This window comes from Xanthomonas sp. NCPPB 2933 (assembly GCF_056725225.1).
In genome coordinates this window covers 184,106-208,695 of record NZ_CM161518.1, presented here as the reverse complement: position 1 = coordinate 208,695, position 24,590 = coordinate 184,106, and the positions used below count along the sequence as shown (strand labels likewise).

Below are 24,590 nucleotides of genomic sequence, written 5' to 3'. Positions count from 1 at the left end.
AAGCGCAGGCACCCTGTGCGAAGCACTCCTGCAGAGGAAGGCGCACACTTGGTTGCGCGACCTCCAATCACTGGCCTATCCCAACGCAGCCCCCACGCCCCCGCCCAACGGAAGCAGGCACGCCATCAGCCACCGCGCGGCATGAAAGCAGATGCGAAGCGGCGCAGTGCGGTTTCCGGTGGCCTGCACCGACCAGAACGGATTCGGCTCTCTCGATCCCGCAATCGGCCCAATGGACGGTAGCAGCAGGACGCGCCAGATCACCTCGCCATGGGTGACGCACCACGTGGACCGGCGTCATTTATCATGGCCGATTGCTGTTTTGAAGGAATTGCGTTGAGACGTTCCGCCCCACGCCCGATGCGCGCACTACTGTGGTTTTCCGTGGCGTTGCTTGCCGCTTGCAGCACCACCAACACCACTCACAAGCCGCTGCCGCCATCGGCAGACACTACTGGCAACACAAGTTACTGCATCGGGCGGCTTGCCGTGACGTCCAACATGCCCCTGCATTTCCTGGGAAGTTCCGCGCAGTTTTATTGGGGCGACATCGACACCTACCGCGAAGACGCGGCCCGCTATGCGCAGCGCCTGCTGACCGCGCAAGCATCGGCCAGTGATGGCCGGGTACGCCAACTGATCAAGCCCATGGAAACGCTGCAGGATGATGGCAGGTTGATCGTCGCGCACGAGGAAGAAGCATTGCCGCTCGATCCAAATGTGGTACAGGTCACCGGCTTCGTCCATCGCGATGGCACGACTTTTCGCTTCCAGAAGAGCGCCATCAGCCGCCTGCAGGACATCACCGAGCGGCGCACCAAGGAAATCCTGGCCTCGATCACCAGCAGCGCATCGCCCTTCCCGCCAGCGGCGCAGTCGCAGCAGGGGTTCTGCGTCATGCACGGCACCGTCAATTTAGCGCCCGGACACGACTGGCATGAAGCATCCAGGGTCGAGGGAGAATTCACCCTGCAGGAAACGCGCTACCGTTTCAGTCTGCGTTCGCGCTACCTGCGCTCGCTGTCGTTGAACGAACAGGAAGTGACAAACCAGCGCGACCTGCTGCTGGCGCTGGCGGGTGCCATACCGGACTCCCACCTAGCGCCGATCAGTGAACTTCCGGTCGCCGCCAGCACCCCATTGCACGGCAGTGCCAGCCTGCTTGAGATGACGACAGCCGACGGCAAGCAACAGGTCTATGAGTGGCACATGCCAGCTGCCAGTACAGCGCCCGGTACGCCGGCAACTTTTCTGTATATCTGGCCAGCGTCCGGGCAAGCGTCAGCCCAGGACCAAGCCAATTTCATGCGCTGGATTGTTGCCCATCCGCAGCAGGCGACGCCGCTGTTGCAGATAAAGTACATGGCCAGCGGCGGCGGACAGCAACAGGCAACGCCTGCAGCGGAAGAGAGCAGGCTGGTCTACCGGATGCAGCTGCATTACCCGGGCAACCAGTCTGCCGGCGGGCGCCATTATGTGATCTACAAGGATGGCCAGAAAGTCGATGAGGGGTTCAGCGATGCCCATGGATTTACCAAGGCGCACAATGCCGATTATGACCAGATCTGGGGAACCACGGTGCTCAACAAATGAACAGCGGCCTCAAACCGGCGCACCTAGTTTTTTACAGGATTCAGGCTGGAGAGGTTCGGTAAGCATCCAGGCAATCTGTCTTCCTGAGGCCGTTGCTTAGGTAAGCACCCAGCCAAGATGCACGGCCTCAACACGTTCACACGAGACAGGCAATGAAGTTAATCGCTGCTCAAATCCCTTCTATACCTGGCGAGATCGGAAAAAACATCAGTAAGCACCTCGATGTCATCCGCCTGGCTGCAAGCAAGGGTGCCGATGTGCTGGTCTTTCCCGAGCTGTCCCTCACTGGTTATGAACCAGGTCTGGCGGAGGCTCTGGCGATGCACCCGACTGATTGGCGCTTTAATGAGTTTCAGGCATTAAGCGACCGACATAGCATGCTCATCACCGTTGGCGCGCCGACGAAGGGAGCGAAAGGCACCAAAATCAGCATGATTTGCTTCCAACCGGGGCTGGCGCGCAGTACCTATTCCAAGCAGCATCTACACGTCGACGAATACCCTTTTTTCATCCCCGGCACTGAACAGCTCGTGCTTAGACACGCAGATAATGTCCTGGCACCCGCCATCTGCTACGAGTCGCTGCAGGCAAGCCATGCAGAACACGCCGCAAAGTTAGGCGCTCATGTGTATCTGGCAAGCGTGGCCAAGTCTGAGAGAGGCGTCGCATCGGCCTATAGTCATTATCCGATGATGGCAAAGACCCATTCCATGACCGTAATGATGGCGAACTGTGTCGGTGTCGCCGATAATTTTATAGGAGCAGGTCTGTCCGCCATCTGGAACAGTGCCGGTGAACTCGTTTACAGCGCTGACGCTTTTCAAGAGGTATTAGTGGCGTATGACATACGGACTGGAGAAGCGGGCGTTTTCTGATTCTCTACAACCTGGCTTCTCCATAGGCTGATAACACGGAATCGCGGAGTTCTGGTTCGAGCCTTTCATAGTCAGCAGCACGGTCGACCAGCTTGCTGCCTAGATCTGTCGAAGTGTCGAAGCCCGAGCGAACTGCGGCGATGACCAGCAAAGTACAAGCGACAAATGCACGTTCATGCCCAGGTACGAGACGATGCGCGGTTAGCTCGATAACCTCGTAAGGATGCCAATGCTGCCCCTCCTCAAGCAGCCCACCATTTGCCATAACAGCGACAAGAGCATCCAAGTGTGCTTGAGTATCCTCGCCGTAGTCTCGCTGCGCGATGAAGAGAAGCTCATCCGGCTTAAGAGACTGCAATAAACCTGCAAGTTCCATATCGGTTTTATCCATTGATTTAGCAGCGTAGCGCTGCCCTGGCTGCATGTAATTAGTACATCACTGCACAGCAGCCCGGCAAGCAGCCAGCGCACGGCTGATGTGCTTTTCCACCATCTTGATCGAGATGCCCATGGCTGCGGCCACTTGCGGGTAGGTGAGATCGTCGATGCGTTGGAGGGTGAAGGCCTGGCGGCACCTGGACTGGAGGGTGGCGAGGGTGTGGGTCTGCAGGTGCTGCAGGATGCGGCGGGTGTCGGCGATCTGGTCGACGTGTGCGCCGTCTGCGGCCAGCGGCGTGATCAGGTCCAGTGCGACGTGGGTGTTGGCTTGGCGGCGGTGGCACGTGCGCCAATGCTCCAGCACCATGTTGTGAGCGATGCGGTACATCAGCAGTGCGCAGTCGCCGATGTTAGGCGCGTCGCGGTAGGCCAGCAGGCGGAGCAGCGTTTCCTCGGAGAGGTCGGCGGCGGTGTCCGGGTGACGAAGGCGCCGGCGCATGTAGGCGAGCAAGTCGGCATGCAACAGGCCGATGGCCTGGTCGAAGCGCGCCCTGCCCGATGCCGGTTCCTCCCGCACGCGCCAGCGCGTGGTGGGGCGTACGTGCGTGTAGTCGCGCACGAGTGTGATGCGCGGTGGCGTGTCGCACGCCATACGTTAGGCGGAGGTATTGCCTGGGTCGCTGCGTCGATGCAAGGCGGGCCAGCTCGCCGTTGCGCAGGCGGATGTGGAGGTAGCGACGGGATGCACGAGGTTAGAAACCGCACAGAATGAGTGGTCGTATTTCCCGACGGGTGTTGTCAGCCGGGCTCCGGGCGCAGGCATCGCGTCGATTACAACCACCAGAAACTACGGACACAAAAACACACTGGGTTGACGCCGGTGGATACAGCTCTTAGAAGATTTTCTATGATCTTGAAATAAAGCTTGCTAGCGATCTGATGCGATACCAGCCCACTGGGACAAAAGCATCGCAAATCGCGCTGACACCTTTGTTGCACGATCTGATCAATTTCATACCGTTCGATGCGGCTGCACTGGTGCTTGATCACGTTGCTGCTCTTGCTGCTGCTGTGGTTGCGGTTGTTGCTGCCGCTGCGCCTCGCTCAGTGTTTGCAGCTGAGCCAATGATTGCTCCATTGGCTGCGCAATGGCATCCATGGTCTTCATATGCGCCATCTTGTGTGCAGGATCATTCAATGCCCCCTCAACAACAAAGACGTTCTCACCTTGGCGTACAGAGTCGGTCTGCTGACTCAATGCTATGTGATCTATCCTTGATAACCCATTCTCCTTTGCGAGATAGGCGCTACTCGCGGCGAGGCGAGCGCTATTTTCGTCGTAGTCGCGACCAAGCCCTTTCTCTAGATCGCGAACCGCAGCTTCCGCTTCGGACAAGAGAGGGTCCATTTTGCTTGCGTCACTTGCTGGCATTTGATGTCTTTCAAATTGCGTAGCTAGACCCGGTAGACTATGATCGTCCGGATACCGCTGCTCAGAAATAAGACGCTGCTCGAAGGTCTGTTTCGGCATTGCATGCTGCGACTCACTATTCAACTTGCTATCAGGGAATGGGGCCTTGATGCTCTTGATGTCTTCGACGTTAGAGAGCGGCTTCAGCTGCCCTTCGAAATCCTTGTCCGTCATGACAAATACGTTCCGCCGATGCAAGCCGGCCTGGTTCAATGCACTCCAGGTAAAATCAATGCAACTATTTTCCTTCCACTCATACTGCATGTTAAAGCCGTGGCCGGCAGCATCTCTGCCGAAGGCCTGAAGCTTTTCATACTGGTCCTTGCTGATCTCCAGCGTCCTGGAGTAGTAGGGATCCTTGTAATCTGCGACATCGGTCGTTGATACGCCGCCAAGCCCACTTGACTCGCCATGCGCTAACGGAGCGAACCCGTAGCTATTGTTATTTTGCCCATCAGAGATGGAGTAGTAGACGTGTCCCGCTGCAGATGTACCGCCACCTGCTAATGGCGTGCCGGGTGCGGCGACATAGACCGTGACGGTGTAGTGCGTTTCTGATGAATTCGTTGCCATGCTCCTCTCACTTCTTCTTTGCGCGATACGCAATCAAGAGCTTCGCCTTGGCGTCGATCAACAACTGACGCTCATTGCCCAGCGTAAGGCCAAGGATATAGTGGCCTGACGGCAACGCATCTGCGCTTGCAAAAGATAGTTCAGTGTAAGCAACCCCTTGAGCGATCAAGCCTGCTTCCAACAAGGACTCTCGGTCTGCATCGGCGGCTTCCAGGCCGGGGACGGCACCGTCCGCAGGGATAGTGAGCCACTCCACCTCATTACGACTCACCCAGTGGCTGCGCTTAAGTTCAACCTCCGCGGTACGGCCTTGCTCGATTTGATAGAGCTGAACCTTTGCAGAAATCTTTGCTTTTCTAAGCGCATCGGCAGCCTCAGCCACGGATGTTGAATCGCGTCCCTCGAGACGAACCCCAATGAAGACAGAGCAAGGTGACTCACCATTTGTGGCCGGCACGTCAAAATCAAGTCGGATTTCGCCATCGTGGATGGCTTCCAACGAGCGTGACAACGGTACAGCCGTCCGGCTGTCACTGTTCCGGTCCGGCTGTGGCGCACTGGTCTGTTGTGGCTGCCGATGACAGCCCGCTGCCATACACGCTGCTACTAACAACAGCAATACGCGTACAACTTTGTGCGGTCTTGACATGCATTGTGCCTGAAGAGATTGCTTCGATCACAGCATAGGCTATTTTAACGCGTGCATTACGGAGCCATGACGCCAGGCCGTTTTATAGGCACAGCTTTATCTTCGCGGTGTGCACCATGCACATGAAGACGGGTGAGATACGATCGCACAACAGGTCGAGCAGTCACTGAGCCGGTTGCAGGCGCTTGGCGAGACCAGCTCAGCAGCAAGAACACGTCGATCGCTCCGTGTCATCGCATTGTGTGAGGTTGCACCTCCAGTTCACCAGTGGCGCACTCCACCAGAATGCAATCCGTGTCGTGTCATCGCTATTCAAAGTCACCATAAAACGTGATTGAGCGCGGTCTCAGGGGTTTCGCTAAGAAGCGCCACACCTTGCTCCACCCGCTACTCAAGCATCTCACGCACAGCATTGGCCGCATCGAAGACGGCTTGTCCCAACGTTGGCAGCGTCTGCGCCTCCAGGCACTCCGGTTTGCTCATGGCGATGACGTCGCCATGAGCGATGAGGGTGCGTAGCAGGCGGTCGAGCTGGTCGCGTTGGTCCAGCGTGAGATGCAAGACGACGGCGGGGTGCTCCATCTGTGTCCTCCTCTGCGCGGTGAGCGGGGAGCGCGCACGGTGTGGCGATTGGCGCGTTGCGCTCGGCGCGGGGCGTGCGGGTGCGTGCTGCGCGTGCGCGGCGCACCTGGTTAGTCCGTAGGTGCGACGCTGACGACCAGCTCGCCATCGCGCAGGCGGATGTGGAGTTTGCTGCCGATGGTGAAGCCCAGTTGTTCCAGCCAGCGGCCGCGTAGGCGTAGCGTGGGGATGCGTTGGTTGCTGGCGGGGTAATAGCCGTAGCCGACAGTGCAGTGGTGCGGGGCACGCGGGTGGCCGGGGCGTGGGGGGCGGGCTTCGGTGCGGGGTTGGGGGATGGGGGTGCGCTCGACGTAGGGCCGTGGCTTGATCGAGGGGTCGAGCGAGTGCCAGCCGATCTCGCGGGGTGGCAGCTCCGTAGCGCGCTTGCGTGCGGATGTGGGACGGGATGTGGGTCGACGCATGGCAAAGCCCTCCTTGACGAACAGGCCACGCCGCCGGGTGGCGACGGGATGTCGGGAGGTTAGAAACCGAAGACAGACGGCGGGCGTATTTCCCCGAAGGGTGTTGTATTAGCCGCCCTCCCGACGCAGGCAACGCGTCGGCTGCGCCAGCAGGAAGCTGCAGGCACAAAAAACCCACCGGGATTTCGGAGGTGGGTACCGCTGTCTTAGGAGTTTCTACGCTCCTTGTGGTAGAGATTGCTGCGGGTTTGTTGGGATGTCAACTGCTTCGAGCTACGAAGTAACGGTGATTTTTGAGTGCGGCCACGACGAAGAACATGCAGATCGCTCCTGTTCTTGCTCGCTTCGCACCATGCAGCGGACTACCGTTTGGCCGAAGAATTGAGATTGTCCATATCCGAGAAGATCAACCACGGCTTGCCGGGCGCTCGATGCAGCGTGAGAGTGAACTTTCCTATGTCGCCGGGCACATCTCCGTAGCCGTACGCACCTATGATGTAGGCGATATTACCTTCAGCGGAAAAACCGAGTGAGCGCAAACGTAGCGGGCCTCCGCTGCTACCTTCATAGGCCGCTTGGATAGCTGTCTTGCCCCGGATTGGAGGATGATCGCTCTGCAGCAAAAAGCCATCTTCCGCAAATAACGCAGCAAGCGCGCTTGCGTCGCCCTTACGCCATGCGCGCTCATAGTCGCGGAGTACTCGATCAAGTTCGGGCGGTAACGCCGCGGTGGAGAGCTCTGTGAGCTCAGTTTTTTCTTTGGCGTTCTGTCCGCACAATGGCCCTGTGGCAAGTGTGAGAACAAATGCTAAAAAAGCAATAATTGATCGGCTCATGTGCCTCAATCCTTCTAGATTCTCGCTGGCTGACTATAGAATCATGCCGCGCTTCGCAACTACGGTAATTAGGCTCACATTTAAAGTTCGAAAAACCGCGTCAGTTTTTATTTTAAGTTGACCTGACCTCGCCCTTTCTCTTAGCTTGAATTAAATATTATGGCGCGTACGACCCGTTGGGTTGGCGGTACAGCACACGACCTATCAATGCAGGCGCCACCGCGCCTTTGTAGAAGTGCCACCCCCTATTATTGATTAGACCGGCTCGAACAAGTGGTCGATAGAATATGGTTCGGGCATCAAGTGTAGCGTTACACGCGTCATTGCAGGGAAAGTCAGCCGACGCAAGCGAGGCCGAGATGAAGAGATCCTGTTCAGCCGATTCCAGAAGTGAAATGACTTGGCTGGCAAAGTACCAAAGCCCCCACAAATTCTTATCTACCAAGGGTATCTCAACCTCAATCGCTACCTCCGTTTGGTCGAACATCTTCATGGATCGATTAGGTAGCTTGCCAACTACGCAATTCAAGGACGCCATCGTTACTGCGATGTCGCGCCCGGCCGAGCGGGTCAAGCCGTGGAACGAATACCGCCCGATGTTCATCACCCAGGCGCGCATCGATGGCGGCCGCAAGTTCCTGGCCGAGCATCGCGCCGAACTGAGCAAGGTCGAAGCGGCCACCGGCGTGCCGGCACAGGTGATCGACCAGAAGCTGACGTAATATCAAAAGCGCCGGGAATGCGAGGACAGCGACTCGCAGCTGGAGCGTCGGCGTGACACCCTCTTTCGGCCAGAAAGAAAGCCAAATCGCGAGTGCCGCGAGGCAGCACAGTGTCAGCATCAGCAATCGCTTGGCGACGCGTAAGGAAAACGGCATTGCCAGCGCGGGAGCGGCCATCACTAGAAATCCAATTCCGCTGATCAATGCGCCCGTCTGCCCTTCACGTACCTGGCCCGCTGCAACCAGCGCCACTAGCAGTGCGCCTGTCGCCGCGAGCATGACACCGGCAAGGCCGGCCAGCAGCTTCAGGAGTTTTTGATAGCGCATTCTTCGCGTCCTAGTTCTTGCATTACGCTGCACCTCCGAGTGGCGTTGGCTTGAGGCCTGCTAGGACTTGTGACGCCGATAGTGGTTGTTGGTGCTTGTGCTGCGGTAGCTGCCACCCTTGTGCGAGGCGCCGTGGCCTGCGCTGTAGTGACCGCCGTGACTGGTGGTGTGGTGCGTGCCGGCGGCCCTGACGCGTGCCTGCGCGGATGCGGTAAACAAACCGAGTGCGGCCACGCTAAGTGCCACGATGCTCCATGCCTTGCTCAACATTGTTTCTTCCCCCTGAAGAAATGTGTGGCTTTGCGGCTGCATTAGATACTGCGTGCCTTGATCCTCGCCGAGTTTTTGGATTGCGTCAATGCGCTTGCGCGATTGATCTTTGGCTTTATCGGCTTTGCCCTCATCCGCCCTTCGGGCACCTTCTCCCGCGCGCGGGAGAAGGGCTTGGTTTATCGAGTTATTGGCTGTTTTTTTGCGGTTGCCGGCTTGGTCGGCGCGGGTAGAGCGAGATTATTGTTGAGTTCGGTAATCTCCGGCACCTTGCCTTCGGCAACCACACGCAAATGCGCGGTTTTTATATTTGCTGCGTTGGTTAGCGGCAGGCGCATTTGCGTGGTGATTGGCTGCAGATCGCGTGGTGCCGCGAGTGCCGGGAACGCGGCTCTTGCCAGCTCCTTGCCACGCGCATCCTCCAACACCACAAACCCAGCCGGTGCATCGGCATGCCCGAGGCTATGCACGGTCACTTCGATGGCATCGGCAGTCACTCGCACATCACCATGGCCAATCCCCAGATCCGGACGTAGTTCGACCGGGGTGGTGGCTGCAATGCGTTCGAGCTGCAGGACGGTGGTGCGGCCTGCGGGGAAATCGATGTCGATGGCCGCGCTTTTTTCGAAAGCGCGCTCTTGCGTCTTGGCGTTGCTGTCGAGCTTGCCGTCATTGCCTTTGCTCACGCCTTGGGTGATGCGCCATTGGCCCGGGGCGACGTTCCAGCCGGTCATGCTGGCGCGCTGGGCCTTGTTCGATGTGTTGTAGGCGATGACGGTGAAGCGGTCTTGCTGGGGTGCGGGGATGGCGATGGCCACCTGCGTTGCGGCCTCCGGGTCGGCGAAGCGCCAGCTGACGGTGTGGCCGGGGTAGGTCTGGTTGCGCTTGAGGGCCACGCCGCCTAGGCGTGCGCGCTGCAGGTTGACCGTGGGGGATTCCACGCGGTCGCTCCACCAGTGGCCTTCGGTGTTCATGTAGAAGTTCTGCAGTTTCTCTCTTGCCTCGCTGCGGTAAATGGCGGCGAGATACTCGAGGTTGCCGGTCTGCTCCCAGGCCACGTGGTGCGGGAAGTCCGGGGCACTGCCATCGTCTTTATTTGCGGCATCGAGGAGCTTGCCGCTCCAGTCGCTGCGCTTGCCCATGACGTCGAGAAAGTTTTCGTTGAGCAGCGACAGGCCGTTGGGCCCGCTGTTGGCCACGCGGTAGTCGATCGGCTTGAGATAGCGCTGCTCGCCAGTGAAGCGGTAGGCGGCCCAGAAGGTGTGCAAGGTGTCGGCGCCGCCGCTGCCTTCGAACAGCTCGCCGCCGCGGGTTTTGCCGGTTTGCCAGTTGATCTCGTTGGGCAACGCCCAGTTGCCCTTGGCGTTGGTGTAGGCATGGGCGAGATAGCCGTCTGCTAACCCGGTGACGATGCGGCGGCTGTTGGGGTCGGCGTTATAGCCGCCCAGCAGGATGGCCGGGTGCACGATGGGGAAGGAGTACGGTTTTTGCCATTGCCAGTTGGGCTCGCGGTAGACCTTGCGGCCGCCGAACCAGTTGCTGGCAAACAGCAGGTGCCCTTGCGGGTTGACCTGGATGATGGTGTCGAAGGCTTTGACGGTTTGCATCAGGCGCTCGACGGTGCGCGGGTCGCCCCAGTTGAGGTACAGCAGGGCGCTGTTGAGGTTGATGCCCTCCTCATACGAATGCAGCTCGTCGGTTTCGATGGTGGACAGGCCGTTGGTGAACATGCCGTTGCGGTAGTTGGCCTCCGACAGCGCCAGCATGGAGGCGTTGAGCATGTCCGGGTCCACACCCATCAGGGCGACGCCGGGCCATTGCTGCACCAGGTCCGAGTCGTCGGAGATGCCGCCGCCGAAATCGCCGTAGGCCACCTGGCGCTGCTCGATCCACCAGCGGATGTAGCGGCGGGTGGCGCTGAGGTCTTGCAGCTGCCAGAACGCCCAGGCCGGCACGTCCTTGGCCACGGCCGGCATGTCTACGGGGAGCGTGCCCTGGTTGGCGTAGCTGATGTCGTTCCAGTACTGGCGGCCGAGGGCGTGGTCCGGGTCTACGCGCAGCAGGTCGGTGATGTCGGCGTCCAGGCGCTTATAGAGCAGCTGGCGCTTGGAGGTGGTGTGCTCTTCCACCAGAAAGCCCCAGTTGTCCTTGACCTGGTTGAAGCGGTCGGCCACGTGCTCTTTGAGGGCCTCGGCGCGCGGCTTGAACACCAGCTGCAGCTGGGTGCCGTCGAGTGCGTTGGCGTTAAAGCCGGGCGCGGCGGCGGCGATGCTGAGCATCAGGCTGTCGTTGCTCAGGATTCTGTCGCGCAGGTCCAGCCACAGGGTGCGGGCCTGGCCGGGGGCGACCGCGACCGAGACATCGATCATGTCGCGCGCGGGCCAGATGGGGTCCTTGATGCGGATATTGAGCGGGATGCTGCCGTTGTGGGTGGCCGGCAGGTTGAGCGCCGGCAGGGTGATGGCGATGCCGTCCAGGCCGTCGTGCATGTTCTCCCAGCCGTAGGACCAGCTGCGCATCAGCGCCTGGTCCGGCGGCGGGTTGCCCAGGCTGGACGGCACCAGGATGTGCACGATGGGTTGCTGCACGCTTGCTGCGGCCTTGTCGCTGGGGCGCTTGCGCGCCGGTGCCTTGGTAGGCAGCGCGATGACAGTCTGGCGCTCGCCTGGCGGGTAGCGGCCGGCGATGACATCGCGCAGCGGGGCGAGGTTGTCGTAGTCGGGCTGGATGTCGCTGCGCACGGTGTAGCTGAGTTGCGCGCTGCCTTTGGGCACCTCGCCCGGCTGCACGTTGTAGGCCCAGATTTCCTGGATGGGGGTTTCCTGCGCGGTGTTGGCAAAGCGCAGCGTGCCGCCGCGGCGCTCGGGGAACTGGTCCACGCTGCGTACGACGCCCTGGCTGCGTGCGAACAGTGGCTGCGCCTGTGCGTTGGGCGCGGCATAAGTGGCCTGGCCGTAGGCGGCGCCGCGCAGTTCGATGCGGTTGACCGGCTCGTCCGGCAGGGTGAGGTCCAGCGCCTTGCCGCCTTCGACATAGGTGTTCCAGTCGGGTAGCTGGAAGTAGTCGTCGCGCCCGGGCAGGCGCGAGCGGTTATAGACGCCGGGCCAGGTGGTTTCGGCGATGCCGTCGGTGGCCTTCCACATCCATTGCTTGAGGTCGCGCGCGTCGGTGAACTCCACCTTGCGGATGCGGGTGATGGGTGCGTCCAGCAGCGGTGGTGCGTGGCCGTTGTCCCAGCCGTAACGGTGCAGGAAGGCGGCGTGTTGCGATGCCGGTGTGGTCGGCTCGGCGGTGGCGGGCTCCTGCAGGCGTGCGAGCGCGGCGGCGCCGCTGGCGTCGAGCATGCGGTCGTAGATGCGGATCTCGTCGAAGTCGCTGCCACGCAGGAAGTTGTAGCGGCTCTGCACCTGGTGCGGCGACATCACGCGGCCGGCCAGGCCGAACTGGTCCAGCGCGGCGTCGAAGTCGAGCGCGCCGCCGTTGGTGCAGGGCGCACCGCAGTCCACGCGGGCGGCTTCCTTGCCATCGACATACAGGCGCACGCCGCGGGTTTCGTCCCAGGCGAAGGCGATATGGGTCCAATCGCTGGCGGCCGGGGCCTTGTCGAGCTTGAAGGAGACGCGGGTGCGCGCCAGGTTGGCGTCGGTGACGAAGGCATCGAAGCCGTGGCCGTTCCAGTCGATGCGCAGCCAGGCCATGTCCCAACTGGTGTGGTCGGCGTAGCCGACGCGGAAGATCACGAACGGCGCTTCGCCCACGGGATAACGCGCGCGCCAGAAGAAGCTGAGCGTGCCGCGTTGGGTATAGAGATTGCCGGGCGCATTCCACGACAGCACGCCGTCGTCGGCCCATTCGATGGCGTTGCCGCGCTTGCCGGTGGGCACCAGCGCGATCTTGTCGCGGAAGTTGGGGACGCGATCGCCGCGGGCCACATCGGCCTCCAGGCTGCGATCGGCCGAGACCCGGAACAACAACTCCGGGGCCGTGGGGGTGGCCGCACTCACCGGCAGCGCGATCAGACACAACAAACCCATCCAAATCTTCAGCACACGCACCTCGTCTGTTTCAAAACCACTGCCGCACCGCATGGGCGACAGACACTGCAACGTGCCACCGCAACGCGGCACGCGGTGCACGGTGGGCAGCGAGCAAACGGGCCGGCACGTACGAGAGTACATGCCGTGCCTGCGTGCTGCGCGCGCCACTATGCGCCGCGTGCGGTGATGCGATGGCTGCGTCCACTACAGCCCGTTTGCGGCCTTCCACTTGGGAATCTCATCCTTCAACAACTTGTCCGGCCAGGTGCCATGCCAGGCGTAGCCCACGCGGCGTTCGTTGGGCACCTGCATATAGTCGGTCAAGGCCTTGCCGTCGCGGTTGGCATACAAGGGGCGTTGATTCTGCAGGTCGTAGAAGCGTGCCCATAGCGATGCACCGGGTTGCGCAACCAGGATCACGTCCTTGCCTGTTTCCTGGGTGGGGTCGTCGATTTTCTTGGTAGCAAGATCGCGCATGCGATGGGTATCGAACCAGACACCGGCCGCTTGCACCGCGGTCTTGATCTTGGCCGAGGGGTTGGGCTGGCGCATCAGAAACCGCACGATGCTCACCGACTCGCTGGACGACAACGAGGCCAGTTCATACGCGCGCGCCTTGGCCGGCTTGAGCGTGACCTCGTCGTATTGCGCGCCCCAGATGGTGAGCGTGCCGCCGATCTTGACCTGGGTGGCGAGCACGCATTCCAGACCCTTGGCCACCGCCTGCACGGCGCGTGCGCCGTGGCTGCTGCGCAGTTGCGCGCCGGTGTCGCCCTTGCCCTCGCCGATGTCCTGCAGCAGGTTGAGCACGCGCACCATCGCATCGTCGTTGTAGGTGATCTGATGGTGGTAGGACGACAGGTCCGGATAGAACTGCGGCCAGCCGCCATTGGCGTACTGCGCCTTGAGCAGGTAGTCCACGCCACGGCGTGCGGCGGCGATGTACTTGGCGTTCTTTTCGTTCTTGAAGGCGGTGGACAGGTACGTGATTTCGTACGTGGTCGCCTTGTTGTCGATGGTGGCGTCGTCCTTGCGCCCCGGCTGTTGCAGCTCGGCGATTTCGGCAGCGGTAAAGGTGCGCGTGTAATCCACCGCCACGCCCTTGTACTGTTTGGACCAACCGCCGGAGGCGGTCTGCAGCAGCAACATGTTGTCGGCGATCTTGTCGGCCATGGCCGACAGCGGTGCCAGCAGCAAGGCACCAGCGAAGGCGAGCGTGTGGAAACGGAGCAGGTGCGAACGGGTCATCAGAACGGCCTCCAGCTGCCTAGAATGGTGTTGCGGTCCAGCGCGGCGGCCTGCGCAGCGGTGAGCTGGCGCGACCACTTCACGCGGCGCGACGGGTTGGCGCCGTTGCCGCTGCTCTGGTATTCGCTGTAGCGGGCAGTGGCCTCGTTGGCGGTGTTGCCCCAGTTGTTCCAGCCCTCGGGCAGGATGTGTGCGCCCAGTTGGCTGCTGATGAAGCTGACGCTGGCATACGGCCGCCACGGGCGCCCCAGGTGCACGCGCGAGACACCGCTGGCGGCGGTGACGCGGGCATTGCGGAACACGAAGCCGCGCGCGCTTTCCTGCGGGGTGGAGGCGGCGGTGAGATAGCCATCGCCCAAGGAGTGCAGTTGCACGTTTTCGAACAGCGCGGTGCCGGCGCCGAACACGAAATCCACCGTGCCTTCGACGTAGCAGTCGAGGAAATACGACAGCTTTGCGCCGCGCAGGTACAGCGTGTCTTGATAACCGAGGAAGCGCACGTTGCGGAACGCGGCGCGGTCGCCATCCACACGCACCGCCACCGCCTGCCCGACCGGGCCTGCGTGATTGCCGAGGGCGAGTTTTTCCGCAGTGAAGTCGTTGCCGGCGATGATGACGCTGGACGAGCCGGAGGTGCCGTACTCGGTGCCGGTGGCCGGATTGATGCGTGAGGCGTAGTTGTCGTAAGTGATGATGGTCTGGGTGGGGCCGGCGCCGGTGAGCTTGAGCGCCGGTGCGTTGGACGGCACCACGATCAGCTCCTGATAGGTGCCGGCGCCGATGTTGATCTGTGCGCGTTTGCCGCCTTGTACTGCGGCGTCGATGGCGGCCTGTACGGTGCGGTAGCCGGCACTGCCCTGCTTGGCCACGGTGTAGACCGGGTCGGCGGCGATGGCGGCGGTGCTGCCGAGCGACAGCCCGGCCAGCAATGCTGTGGCAGCGAGAGTACGTAACACGATCCTGCGATGCGGTTGCATGCGTTGCTCCTGTCAGAACTTGTAGCGCGCGCCGATGTAGTACTGGCGCCCGGTGACGGTGTATTTGTCGGGCAGTTCCAGCGTGGAATCGACGTAGCGGCGGTCGGGGGTGTCGAGCAGATTGATGGCCTCAAACGTCAGCGACAGGTGGTCGTTGAGCTTGTAGGACATGTTGAAATCCACGTTTTCCACGCTGTATTTGCCGGTCACATCGGCCGTGACCAGACGCCTGCCATCGAGGTCGTAGACATCCTCCTGGGCGAGGATGTTGTTGATGTAGCCATCGCGATAACTGGTGGACACGCGCGCACTGAAGCGGCCGTCGTCGTAATAGACGGTGGCGTTGTAGGACTGCGGCGAGAGGTTGAGCAGATCGCGCTCGGTGGCGGTGGTGGTGATGCTGGTGTTGCTGCTGCCTGCGGTACTGAACAGGTAATTGATCTTGGAATCGACCTGGGTGTAGTTGAGCTGGATACCAAAGTTGCGCCAGAAGCCTGGCAAAAAATCGAAGGCCTGCTGGTAGGTCAGCTCGAAGCCCTTGAGCGGGCCGCCGGGCGTGTTGAAGTAGCTCTGCACATTGAAGATGGTGTCCGGGGTAAAGCCGGCGGGCAGCAGATCCAGCGAGTAACCCATCGCCTCCCAGGTGCTGAGCACGCGGGTGCGTTGCACGTAGCTGTCGATGTCCTTGTAGAACACCGCCGCCGACAACAGCGAGCCTTCGCGGAAATACCACTCGGCGCTGAGGTCGTAGTTGGTGGAGCGGAACGGGTCGAGCTTGGGGTTGCCCAGATTGATCGAGAAAAACCGCCCGTCGTCGAAGAACTGCGTGGGCCCGCCGCTGACGCTGGGCGACAGATACGCCAGCGTGGGGCGCGCCATGGTCTTGGCCGCACCGAAGCGCAGCACCACCTCCTCGCTGACATCCCAGGACAGGTTCAACGAGGGCAGGATGTCGCGGTAATTGTGGTTGACCGTGGTGGGCACCAGCAAGCGCTCGCCGGCCGCAGCGGTGGCGCTGGCCACGCCGAAGAACGATTCGCACGCAGGCGAAATCGCACCGGCCGCGGTGGCCGTGCACGGCGCATAACCGCTGGCGGCGATCTGCGTCTGCACATAGCGCACGCCCAGGTTGCCGCGCAACGCGCGGCCCCACAGGTCGGTATTGAAATCGAGCTGCAGGTAGGTGCCCAGGCTCTTTTCGTTGACGGCGAAATTGTTGTTGGACGAGCCGAAATGGCCGACATCGGCCAACCGGTAGTCGCCACCGGGCACGCCGGTATCGCAGTTGCAATTGATGTTGAGCAGGTCGGCGACTTTCTGGAAATCCGGAATCACCCAGGTGGTGGGGAAGCTGCCGTTCAAGCTGCGGCCGAAGCCATCCAGGTTGGTGCTGAGCTCATTGACGCCCACACCGGCCGGCAATGCCTGCGCCAATCGCCCGTAGGAGATGTTGCGCGACTCCGACGTGTCCATGTCGTAGTTCTTGTAGGCCAGCCCGGTGCGAAAGGTGAAGGTGGGGCTGATGTTGAATTCCAGATCCACCTTGGCGGTGTCGAAGGTGTTGTTCACCGACTGCGGGTTGAGCCGCACCTCGCTGATGTTGGTACCGCGCGCGGTGCCGTTGCTGTTGACCGGCACTGCGCCATAGCCCAACCACTGCCAGTTGTTGGGGTTACCCGCATCGAACGGGAAACTCATGCTGGGGTAGTCGCCACCATTGCGCCGGTCGAGCACAAAACCATCGAGATTGGTGTTGTCGAAACTCACCATCGAGAACTCGGGGCGCTCGTAGTCCGAGGTCGAGTGGCCGACCAATGCATTGACGCGCACCTGGTCGTTGAAACGGTGCTGCAGATCCAGACTGAATTGCTTGAACTCGGTGGATTCTTCGATGTTGCTGGATTCGGTGCGGAAGTCGACGTTGTCGAACACGCCGTAGGTGAGGCGATTCTGGTCGTCCACCTGCGCCTCGCGCACGGCGATCTGGGTCTTGCCGCCGAAGTTGGCGGTGCGGTGCAGGTTGGCGCCGACCGAGTCTTCGCGCTGGTCCTTGTCCAGCTTGGAATACAGCATGTCGAAGTTCAGCAGGGTGTCGTCGCTGACCTTGAATTGCAGCGCGCCGGTAACGCCCAGCCGTTTGATCTCGTGATCGGTGCGGATATAGCGCGGGTAGCGCGGAATCCACGCGTCGGTGGCGGTCTCGTAGGCCTGGATGTTCTCCGGCGTGTTGGCAGGGCGCGCGATGCCGGTGCCGCAATTGGCGGCGCTGATGCCATAGCTGCCCCAGCCGTTGTTGCGGTCCTGGTTGGCCTGCGAGCCGACCCCGGCCGGGGTTTCGTTGGCGAGCGGGTTGCGCGGTGTCTGCGGGTTGTAGCCCACCGGCGAACAGAAGCCGTAGGTGCCGTTGTTGGCGGCGGTGCTCTGGTTGGAGTTGCGGTAGTTGCCGTGCTCCCAGCGCACCGGGTTGTAGCCTTCTTCGCGCAAGTGGCGCTCGCTGTAGGACACCGACATCAGTGCGCCAAGGCGGCCATCGGCCCAGATGTTGCTGATCAGGCCGGAAAAACGCGGGTCTTTTTCGCGCGAGAGGTCGTTGTAGCCGTATTGCGTGGAGGCGGCTGCTTCGAAGCCGTCGAAGTCGAACGGGCGCGAGCCTCGCAGATCGACCGTTGCACCCAATGAGCCTTCGTCCATCTGCGCCGACTGGGTCTTGCTGATGGTGACGCGGCTGAAGAGTTCCGAGGCAAAGGTGTTGAAGTCGAAGCCGCGGCTGCGGTTGACGCCATCGCTGCCGCTGCCGGCGGTGGCCAATGCTTCCAGCCCGTTGATGCGTACGCGGGTGAAGTCCGAGCCCAGGCCGCGCACGGAGATCTGCTTGCCCTCGCCGCCCTCGCGGTCGATGGAGACGCCGGCGATGCGCTGCATCGATTCGGCCAGGTTCAGATCGGGAAACTTGCCGATGTCTTCGGCATAGATCGCATCCACCTGCTCCACGCTGTAGCGCTTGGCATCGAGCGATTGCTGCAGGCTTTCGCGGTAGGTGGCCTTGACCTGCACGCGGTCCAGATCCACCGCATCGGTGGGCGTGGCCGGCGGGCCGACGGTTTGCGCGGCGGCGCCGGCACCGTGCAATGCCAGGACGATGGCCACCGACAGACGCGCGGCGGACAGGCAGGCGCCTGCCGCATGGGCAGGACGACACGAACGGGCTTGCATGAGGCGGCTCTCTCCCTGGCACTGGCTGCAATGACGCGCTCAGCCCCCCAAGGCCCTGGCGTCGCAATGAGCGACCAACACATCTGCTGCGCAACCGCGCACTACAGAGTTGCTGGAGGCTTTCAAACATCACGCCCACCGCGTTGCATGCGTGCACCAGTGCACCGCATACAAGGCGATCAAGCGTTGGAATAAAGGCCCGCTGCGCGCGTGCGCAGCGGGCGATCAGCGGTTAGAACTTGTAGCGCACGCCCAACAGGAACTGCCGGCCGGTTTCGCTGTACTGCAGCGGCAACTGCGCGGCCGCACCGACCCACTCGTCGGCCACTTCGTTGGTCAGGTTGATGCCTTCCAGGCTCAGCTCGATCTTGTCGTCGAACTTGTAGCGCAGCGAGGCGTCGATCATCGTGGTGGCCTTCATGCCGTGCACGTCGAAGCCGGTTTCGGTTGCCGGCACCTGGGTCAGATAATCGTCGCGATGCGTGGCCGACACGCGCCCGGCGAACTTTTCGCCTTCGTAGAACAGCGTGGCGTTGTACGCATTCTTCGACAGACCGGTGAGATCGGTTTCCAGCGATGCCGCGCCGCTGGTGGTCAGATACTGGATCTGCGAATCGACGTAGGTGTAGTTGAGCTGGATACCCAGATTGCTCCAGACGCCCGGCAACCAGCTGAAGGGCTGGGTGTAATTGGCTTCCAGACCCTTGAGATCGCCACCGGGCGTATTGAGCGGCACGCTGAAGACGAAGTCGTCGTTGACGCCGGCGCCGGTACCGTCGAGCAGGCTCACCGGCAGGCCGCTGGAGGAGTACGGACGCACCTCGCGTGCGGTCTGCACGAAGCTTTCGATGTCCTTGTAGAACAGCCCAAGGCCCAGCAGTGCGCCTTCCTGGAAATACCACTCGAAGCCCAGGTCGTAGGTGTCGGCCAGAATCGGGTCCAGATTCGGATTGCCGCCACTCACGGTGCGCGCACCGCCGCTGACGTTGACCGTGACACCCGGCGTCAGGCTACCCAAACCCGGACGCGACATCACCTTGGCCGCACCGAAGCGCACCAGAAAATCCGGGCTGACTTCGGCCACCAGATTCATCGAGGGCAGCGTGTTGTTGTACTCGCGCTCTGCGGTGGTCTGCACGAGTGCGGAGCCGACAGTGGCAAAGCCGGTGGACTCCTGCTTGGTGCGCACATAGCGCACGCCCAGGTTGCCGGAGAACGGGATCGCACCGATATCGAAGGAGAAATCGCCCTGCAGATACGCACCGCGATCCTGCTCCGTGACGCTGCGGGTGTTCACCGCACGCTCGGCCAGCGCAAAGGTGCCGGTGCCGCTATAGATGCCCAGCGCATCGGCCACCGCATCCAGATTCGGCACCACCCAGGTGTTGGGCGAGCCCTTGATGGCGCTCAATCCGGTTTGCTCGGTCAGGTCGGCCGGCACGATGCGGGTGCCATCGGCGAAGGTGGGCACCGCCACTTCGGAAGCGCGGCGGAATTCCTTGGTGGAGAAGGTGTAGTTCTTGGCCAGCACGCCACCCTTCAGACGGAACCCGGGGCTCACGCTCCAGTCGAAATCCAGACTGCCGGTGTCGAAGTCGTTTTGCACCTGTTGCGGACGCAGGCGCAGTTCGGCCAGGGTCCAGCCATTGGGGTCGGTGGGGTTGATGCCGTAATTGAACACCGGCTTGCGGCTGTTGCCGCGATAGTCGTAGGAGTACCCATCGACGTTGAGCTTGTCCATGATCACCGTGGTCTGGATCGGGTTCTCGTGCTTGGAGCTCGAGGTACCGACCATGCCGCTGATCTTGAACACGTCGCTGAAGCGATGCTCGCCGGTCAACGAGAGCTGCTTGAAGACGGTGTTCCATTCGTCGTAACGGTTTTCCGAGCGCACGTCGACGTTGTCGAAGTTGCCGTACAGCATCGCACCGGTGGCCGGGTCGATGAAGCCATCATTGACGATGGTCTGCGGCTTGCCGCCCTGCGCGGCGCCACGGCTGAAGGAGATCGCTTCGATATAGTTTTCGCTGCGCTTGGCGTCGATCTTGGAATACAGACCGTCCAGCGAGAACTCGGTGGAATCGCTCGGCGCCCATTGCAGCGAGCTGGTCACGCCGATGCGCTCCTGCTTGTGCTCCATCAAGGTGTAGCGCGGGAAGCGCGGATGGAACACGTTGGCATCGCGCGCCTGCGGGAACGCCGGGCTGGCGGCAAAGTTGCCGTTGCTCGGGCCATTGGCCCAGCGACCGCTGTTGCTGCCTTCTTCCAGCAGCTCGCGCTCGGTGTAGGCCACCGACACCAGTGCGCCGAAGGTGTTGTCGGCCCAGGTGTTGGAGATCAAGCCGGCCACGCGCGGGTTGGCCTTCTCGGACATCGCGTTGTAGGCGGCCTGGCCGCTGGCGGCGATGGTGAGGCCTTCGTAATCGAACGGGCGCGCGGTACGCAGGTCGACCGTGGCGCCCAGCGAGCCTTCTTCCACATCGGCCTGCGCGGTCTTGCGCACGATCAACTGGGTGAACAGGTCCGAGGCGAACACGTTGAAGTCGAAGCCGCGACCACGGTTGGAGCCGCCCGACTGGTCCGAACCGCCCACCGTGGTGAGCGCTTCCATGCCGTTGACGCGCACGCGGGTGAAGTCAGGGCCTAAGCCGCGCACGGAGATGTTGCGGCCTTCGCCGGCATCGCGGGTGATCACCACGCCGGGGATGCGCTGCAGCGATTCGGCCAGGTTGAGGTCGGGGAACTTGCCAATGTCCTCAGCGACAATGGCATCGACCACGCCGGCTTCGCCGCGCTTGATGTCCAGGGCCTTTTCCACCGAGGCGCGATAGCCGGTGACGGTGACAGCGTCGAGGTCGACCGTTGGCTCGGTGGGTGCCTGGGCGGCGTCCTGTGCAGCCGCATGGCCGCTCAGCGCAAGGCCGATCGACAGTGCAAGCAAGGTAACCGGTGTCTTCCGGTTGGTGGTCCGAAATTGCATGTCCTCCCCTCCCAAGGGTCCATGAACAACGTGAAATAGCGGGGGTGTGGGCGGTAATGACACCGCTGGTCAAAACGACGTTACCAGCTGAATCGCCGTTCAACATCTTGCAGCGCAGCAGAAAACCTCACCTAATTTGCACAAAAGGGGTGCAACCAGCCCCTACACGTCGCATTATTCTTGTGATTGGCCGTCTATCACGATGGCTAGAATGACACCGATGGTCATCCTGACGCGTCCCGGTCTCCCCACCCCGTGACGCACCACACAGACGAGGTAATTGCCGCATGAGTCGTGCCCGCATCCTGTGCTTTGGAGAGTTGTTGTTGCGCCTGGGGGCGCCTGGTCACGAGCTGCTGCTGCAGCAGCCTCGGCTGGATGTGCATTGCGGTGGGGCGGAGGCCAACGTTGGCGTGTCGCTGGCACATTTCGGCCACGAGGTGGCCATGGTCAGCACCGTGGCCGACAACCCGTTGGGTGCGGCCGTGCTGGGCGAATTGCGCCGGCACGATGTGGACACCCGAAACGTGCGACGCGTGGACGGCCGCATGGGTCTGTACTTTTTGACCACCGGCGCGATCCATCGCCCCAGCGAAGTGGTCTACGACCGCGCCGACTCGGCATTTGCGCTGGCGCCGGCCGATGCCTACGACTGGCCGCGCCTGCTTGAGGGCGCGCAATGGCTGCACTTGTCCGGGGTCAGCCCAGCGCTGGGCGCCGATGTGGCGCAGGCCACCTTGGCGGCCGCACGCGCCGCACGTGCGGCCGGGGTCAAGGTCTCGTTCGACGGTAACTACCGGCCCAAGTTATGGCAGCGCTGGCAGGGCGATGCGCGCGGCATCCTGCACCAGCTGTTCGACTGTGCGGATGTGGTGTTTGCCGACTACCGCGATATCGGTGTGGTGCTCGGTGGCGAGTTCCCGCAGGACACGCTGGAAGCGCGCGTGGAAGCCGCTGCGCAGCAGGCCTTCGCCGCATTCCCGCAACTGCAGTTGATGGCCTGCACGCAGCGCGTGGCGCACAACGTGGACCACCACAGCCTGGGCGCGATGCTGGTGCCGCGCAGTGGCGAGGTGGCACGTGCGCCCAGCGAAGAACTGACCCCGATCATCGACCGCATCGGCGGTGGCGATGCGTTTGCGGCCGGCGTGCTGCACGGCCTGATCGCAGGCTGGTCGCTGGAGGACACGGTGCGCTTCGGCCTGGCTGCCGGTTGTTTGAAGCACTCGATTCCCGGCGATTTCAATCCACTCTCGGTGGCCGATGTGCAGGCCTGTGTGGGCGATGCGCGGTTTGATGTGAGGCGGTGAAAAGCTGGGATTGGGGAGTCGGGATTGGGGATTGGGGATTGGGGATTGGTAAGAGCGCTGGCTTTTCGGCGCTCTGTGCAGGCTTGTTGCTCGCAGCGCGCGATGTGCTCAGGCGTAACGCGCGATTGCGCGGCCGCGGGCGGCAGGCGGCAGGCGGCAGGCGGCAGGCGGCAGGCGGATGCTTGCTAGGTGTTGCTCGTTGCACTCACGCGTTTCAGGCGGGCGCAGGTGCGCGGCGTTTGTTGATGATCCATTTCAGCGCTGCGCTCAGCAGCACCACGCACAGCGAGGCCGGTACGCTGAAAAACAGCGTGAGCATCAATGCGAACTGCAAGTCTGGCGCCGAGCCGTGCTGCATGACCACGGCGCAGACGACGGCGGTGGTGATCACCACATTGACGATTGCTTTCAGCGCGCCGTGCAGCTTGACGAAGCGCAGCAGCACGGCACAGGTCACGCTGACCAGGACGGCCAACACCAGGATAGCGATCAGTTTGTCCATGACGTCGTGCGCTCCATGCAGTGTGGATGTGGTTCACCAATCAAGCCACGTCCCTGCCGATCCAGTGATCGCCATGAAAGCCTGCGATTCATAGCGACGTCTTGACCTTTAGCGCCGGGATTTGGCATTGGGATGGAGTCGGGAGTCGGAAACAGTCAAAGCACTGCGTACTGCACAACCAGCGTGCCAAGCCGCCACGGCTTTTCCGATTCCCCACTCCCGATTCCCGATTCTCAGCCCAACTCGATGCAATCGAACCTCACGTCCGTCTCCACCTCGGCGTCGTAATCCACATCGCTGCGCTCGAAACCGAACAGCTTGAGGAACTCGTGCTTGTAGCCGGCGTAATCGGTGAGGGCGAACAGATTCTCGGTGGTGACCTGCGGCCACAGCGCTTTGCAGGCGTCCTGCACGTCGTCGCGCAGTTCCCAGTCGTCCAGGCGCAAGCGATTTTCGTCGTCCACCTCGGCAGGCTGGCCGTCTTCGCGATACAGGCGCTCGCGGAACAGGCGGTCCAGCTGGTCGATGGTGCCTTCGTGCAGGCCCTTTTCCTTCATGATCTTGTAGACCATGGAGATGTACAGCGGCATCACCGGAATCGCCGCGCTGGCCTGGGTGACCACCGACTTGAGCACCGCCACGTTGGCAGTGCCGCCGTGCTTGCCCAGGCGCGCATTCAAACGCTGCGCGGTGTGGTCCAGATCCACCTTGGCCTTGCCCAGCGCGCCGTGCCAGTAGATCGGCCAGGTGATCTCGGTGCCGATATAGCTGAAGGCCACGCTGCGCGCGCCATCGGCGAGCACGCCGGCACCTTCCAGCGCGTCGATCCACAGTTCCCAATCCTGCCCACCCATCACGGTGATGGTGTCTTCGATCTCCTGCTCTGTCGCCGGCTCGATCGAGGCCTGGATGATGGCGTCCTTGTTGGTGTCGATGGCGGTGGCGGTGTAGGTCTGGCCAATCGGCTTGAGCGCCGAGCGCTTCACTTCGCCGCTGCCAGGCAGCTTGCGCACCGGCGAGGCCAGCGAATACACCACCAGGTCGACCTGCCCGCCCATCTCGCTTTTGATCAGCTCGATCACCTGCGCACGCGCGGCATCGGAGAACGCATCGCCATTGATCGACTTGCTGTACAGACCCGCAGCCTTGGCATGCTTGTCGAAGGCGGCCGAGTTGTACCAGCCGGCGGTACCGGCCTTGGTGGCTGTGCCGGGCTTTTCGAAGAACACGCCCAGCGTGTCGGCGCCGAATCCGAAGGCAGCGGTGATGCGCGAAGCCAGGCCATAGCCGCTGGACGCGCCGATCACCAGCACCTTCTTCGGGCCGTCGCTACGCACGCCGTGCGCGCGCGTGGCGACGATCTGCTCGAGCACATTGCGCTCGCAGCCAAGCGGATGCGTGGTGGTGCAGATGAAGCCGCGCACTTTGGGATGGATGATCAACGTGTACTCCTCGTCAGCAAGATGCTGGCGGCATCTTAATCGGTGGGCTGCGCGCGAAACAGACTGATACGCAACACACGCTGCTGTATGGATGCGCGTGAAGAGGCCGGTATCGCCACACGGTGTGGCGTGCAACGCCTGCAT

Annotated in this window: 18 protein-coding genes and 2 pseudogenes; 4 read left to right on the top strand and 16 right to left on the bottom strand. The window is 61.9% G+C overall.

What is annotated here, in order from left to right; genetic code table 11:
* The first annotated feature begins 360 nt into the window (after window positions 1-360).
* The gene (locus AC1PLU_RS00835; RefSeq protein WP_481107420.1) at window positions 361-1,593 is read left to right on the top strand and encodes a hypothetical protein; all 1,233 of its coding nucleotides are present in this window, start codon (window positions 361-363) and stop codon (window positions 1,591-1,593) included.
* A 152-nt stretch (window positions 1,594-1,745) separates the two neighbouring features.
* Window positions 1,746-2,468 carry a carbon-nitrogen hydrolase family protein gene (locus AC1PLU_RS00830; protein WP_481107419.1) on the top strand — a complete coding sequence of 241 codons (723 nt, stop codon included), beginning with the start codon at window positions 1,746-1,748 and terminating at the stop codon, window positions 2,466-2,468.
* A 4-nt stretch (window positions 2,469-2,472) separates the two neighbouring features.
* Here AC1PLU_RS00830 and AC1PLU_RS00825 read toward each other — a convergent pair whose 3' ends face one another.
* The 7 genes from AC1PLU_RS00825 to AC1PLU_RS00795 form a co-directional block, all read right to left on the bottom strand.
* Window positions 2,473-2,859 carry a hypothetical protein gene (locus tag AC1PLU_RS00825; RefSeq protein WP_481107418.1) on the bottom strand — a complete coding sequence of 129 codons (387 nt, stop codon included), beginning with the start codon at window positions 2,857-2,859 and terminating at the stop codon, window positions 2,473-2,475.
* 45 nt (window positions 2,860-2,904) lie between these two features.
* On the bottom strand, window positions 2,905-3,465 hold the full coding sequence (locus AC1PLU_RS00820; RefSeq protein WP_481107417.1) for an RNA polymerase sigma factor: 561 nt from the start codon (window positions 3,463-3,465) through the stop codon (window positions 2,905-2,907).
* Between the two features lie 393 nt (window positions 3,466-3,858).
* Window positions 3,859-4,890 (bottom strand): XVIPCD domain-containing protein, encoded by a 1,032-nt coding sequence (locus tag AC1PLU_RS00815; RefSeq protein WP_481107416.1) that lies wholly within the window; start codon window positions 4,888-4,890, stop codon window positions 3,859-3,861.
* Between the two features lie 7 nt (window positions 4,891-4,897).
* On the bottom strand, window positions 4,898-5,401 hold the full coding sequence (locus AC1PLU_RS00810; protein WP_481107415.1) for a hypothetical protein: 504 nt from the start codon (window positions 5,399-5,401) through the stop codon (window positions 4,898-4,900).
* Between the two features lie 525 nt (window positions 5,402-5,926).
* On the bottom strand, window positions 5,927-6,121 hold the full coding sequence (locus tag AC1PLU_RS00805) for a hypothetical protein (RefSeq protein WP_481107414.1): 195 nt from the start codon (window positions 6,119-6,121) through the stop codon (window positions 5,927-5,929).
* 110 nt (window positions 6,122-6,231) lie between these two features.
* Window positions 6,232-6,582, bottom strand: coding sequence for a SymE family type I addiction module toxin (locus AC1PLU_RS00800; RefSeq protein ID WP_481107413.1), 351 nt, complete (start codon window positions 6,580-6,582; stop codon window positions 6,232-6,234).
* Between the two features lie 362 nt (window positions 6,583-6,944).
* The gene (locus AC1PLU_RS00795; protein ID WP_481107412.1) at window positions 6,945-7,418 is read right to left on the bottom strand and encodes a YybH family protein; all 474 of its coding nucleotides are present in this window, start codon (window positions 7,416-7,418) and stop codon (window positions 6,945-6,947) included.
* A 509-nt stretch (window positions 7,419-7,927) separates the two neighbouring features.
* On the opposite strand from AC1PLU_RS00795, the pseudogene AC1PLU_RS00790 reads away from it, so the two are divergent.
* Window positions 7,928-8,122 (top strand): annotated as a pseudogene (locus AC1PLU_RS00790) (lytic murein transglycosylase); the annotation flags it as partial.
* Between the two features lie 154 nt (window positions 8,123-8,276).
* Here the strand turns inward: AC1PLU_RS00790 and AC1PLU_RS00785 are convergent.
* From AC1PLU_RS00785 to AC1PLU_RS00755, 7 genes and pseudogenes are all read right to left on the bottom strand, one after another.
* Window positions 8,277-8,467 (bottom strand): annotated as a pseudogene (locus tag AC1PLU_RS00785) (hypothetical protein); the annotation flags it as partial.
* A 60-nt stretch (window positions 8,468-8,527) separates the two neighbouring features.
* Window positions 8,528-8,737, bottom strand: a complete 210-nt coding sequence (locus tag AC1PLU_RS00780) for a hypothetical protein (RefSeq protein WP_426801945.1) — start codon at window positions 8,735-8,737, stop codon at window positions 8,528-8,530.
* A gap of 179 nt (window positions 8,738-8,916) precedes the next feature.
* The gene (locus tag AC1PLU_RS00775) at window positions 8,917-12,771 is read right to left on the bottom strand and encodes a LamG-like jellyroll fold domain-containing protein (protein ID WP_481108440.1); all 3,855 of its coding nucleotides are present in this window, start codon (window positions 12,769-12,771) and stop codon (window positions 8,917-8,919) included.
* 207 nt (window positions 12,772-12,978) lie between these two features.
* Window positions 12,979-14,022, bottom strand: coding sequence for a pectate lyase (gene pelA / locus AC1PLU_RS00770; protein WP_481107411.1), 1,044 nt, complete (start codon window positions 14,020-14,022; stop codon window positions 12,979-12,981).
* Window positions 14,022-14,999, bottom strand: a complete 978-nt coding sequence (locus tag AC1PLU_RS00765; RefSeq protein ID WP_115036932.1) for a pectinesterase family protein — start codon at window positions 14,997-14,999, stop codon at window positions 14,022-14,024. The genes pelA and AC1PLU_RS00765 overlap by 1 nt, the downstream gene beginning before the upstream one ends.
* A gap of 12 nt (window positions 15,000-15,011) precedes the next feature.
* The gene (locus AC1PLU_RS00760; RefSeq protein WP_481107410.1) at window positions 15,012-18,212 is read right to left on the bottom strand and encodes a TonB-dependent receptor; all 3,201 of its coding nucleotides are present in this window, start codon (window positions 18,210-18,212) and stop codon (window positions 15,012-15,014) included.
* A 232-nt stretch (window positions 18,213-18,444) separates the two neighbouring features.
* Window positions 18,445-21,192, bottom strand: coding sequence for a TonB-dependent receptor (locus tag AC1PLU_RS00755; protein ID WP_006453330.1), 2,748 nt, complete (start codon window positions 21,190-21,192; stop codon window positions 18,445-18,447).
* 287 nt (window positions 21,193-21,479) lie between these two features.
* On the opposite strand from AC1PLU_RS00755, the gene AC1PLU_RS00750 reads away from it, so the two are divergent.
* Window positions 21,480-22,502, top strand: coding sequence for a PfkB family carbohydrate kinase (locus tag AC1PLU_RS00750; protein WP_481107409.1), 1,023 nt, complete (start codon window positions 21,480-21,482; stop codon window positions 22,500-22,502).
* Window positions 22,503-22,716: 214 nt separating this feature from the next.
* On the opposite strand, the gene AC1PLU_RS00745 is transcribed toward AC1PLU_RS00750, so the two are convergent.
* Entirely contained in the window at window positions 22,717-23,004 is a 288-nt protein-coding gene (locus AC1PLU_RS00745; RefSeq protein WP_481107408.1) for a hypothetical protein, read from the bottom strand.
* Window positions 23,005-23,237: 233 nt separating this feature from the next.
* Window positions 23,238-24,446: an enoyl-ACP reductase FabV gene (gene fabV, locus AC1PLU_RS00740; RefSeq protein WP_481107407.1), complete on the bottom strand. Its 1,209-nt coding sequence runs from the start codon at window positions 24,444-24,446 to the stop codon at window positions 23,238-23,240.
* Window positions 24,447-24,590: the final 144 nt, after the last annotated feature.

Coding starts and splice junctions, on each gene's coding strand:
- AC1PLU_RS00835 (WP_481107420.1), top strand. CDS start 361: ATGCGCGCACTACTGTGGTTTTCCGTGGCGTTGCTTGCCGCTTGCAGC.
- AC1PLU_RS00830 (WP_481107419.1), top strand. CDS start 1,746: ATGAAGTTAATCGCTGCTCAAATCCCTTCTATACCTGGCGAGATCGGA.
- AC1PLU_RS00825 (WP_481107418.1), bottom strand. CDS start 2,859: ATGGATAAAACCGATATGGAACTTGCAGGTTTATTGCAGTCTCTTAAG.
- AC1PLU_RS00815 (WP_481107416.1), bottom strand. CDS start 4,890: ATGGCAACGAATTCATCAGAAACGCACTACACCGTCACGGTCTATGTC.
- AC1PLU_RS00805 (WP_481107414.1), bottom strand. CDS start 6,121: ATGGAGCACCCCGCCGTCGTCTTGCATCTCACGCTGGACCAACGCGAC.
- AC1PLU_RS00800 (WP_481107413.1), bottom strand. CDS start 6,582: ATGCGTCGACCCACATCCCGTCCCACATCCGCACGCAAGCGCGCTACG.
- AC1PLU_RS00795 (WP_481107412.1), bottom strand. CDS start 7,418: ATGAGCCGATCAATTATTGCTTTTTTAGCATTTGTTCTCACACTTGCC.
- AC1PLU_RS00780 (WP_426801945.1), bottom strand. CDS start 8,737: ATGTTGAGCAAGGCATGGAGCATCGTGGCACTTAGCGTGGCCGCACTC.
- AC1PLU_RS00775 (WP_481108440.1), bottom strand. CDS start 12,771: ATGGGTTTGTTGTGTCTGATCGCGCTGCCGGTGAGTGCGGCCACCCCC.
- pelA (WP_481107411.1), bottom strand. CDS start 14,022: ATGACCCGTTCGCACCTGCTCCGTTTCCACACGCTCGCCTTCGCTGGT.
- AC1PLU_RS00765 (WP_115036932.1), bottom strand. CDS start 14,999: ATGCAACCGCATCGCAGGATCGTGTTACGTACTCTCGCTGCCACAGCA.
- AC1PLU_RS00760 (WP_481107410.1), bottom strand. CDS start 18,212: ATGCAAGCCCGTTCGTGTCGTCCTGCCCATGCGGCAGGCGCCTGCCTG.
- AC1PLU_RS00755 (WP_006453330.1), bottom strand. CDS start 21,192: ATGCAATTTCGGACCACCAACCGGAAGACACCGGTTACCTTGCTTGCA.
- AC1PLU_RS00750 (WP_481107409.1), top strand. CDS start 21,480: ATGAGTCGTGCCCGCATCCTGTGCTTTGGAGAGTTGTTGTTGCGCCTG.
- AC1PLU_RS00745 (WP_481107408.1), bottom strand. CDS start 23,004: ATGGACAAACTGATCGCTATCCTGGTGTTGGCCGTCCTGGTCAGCGTG.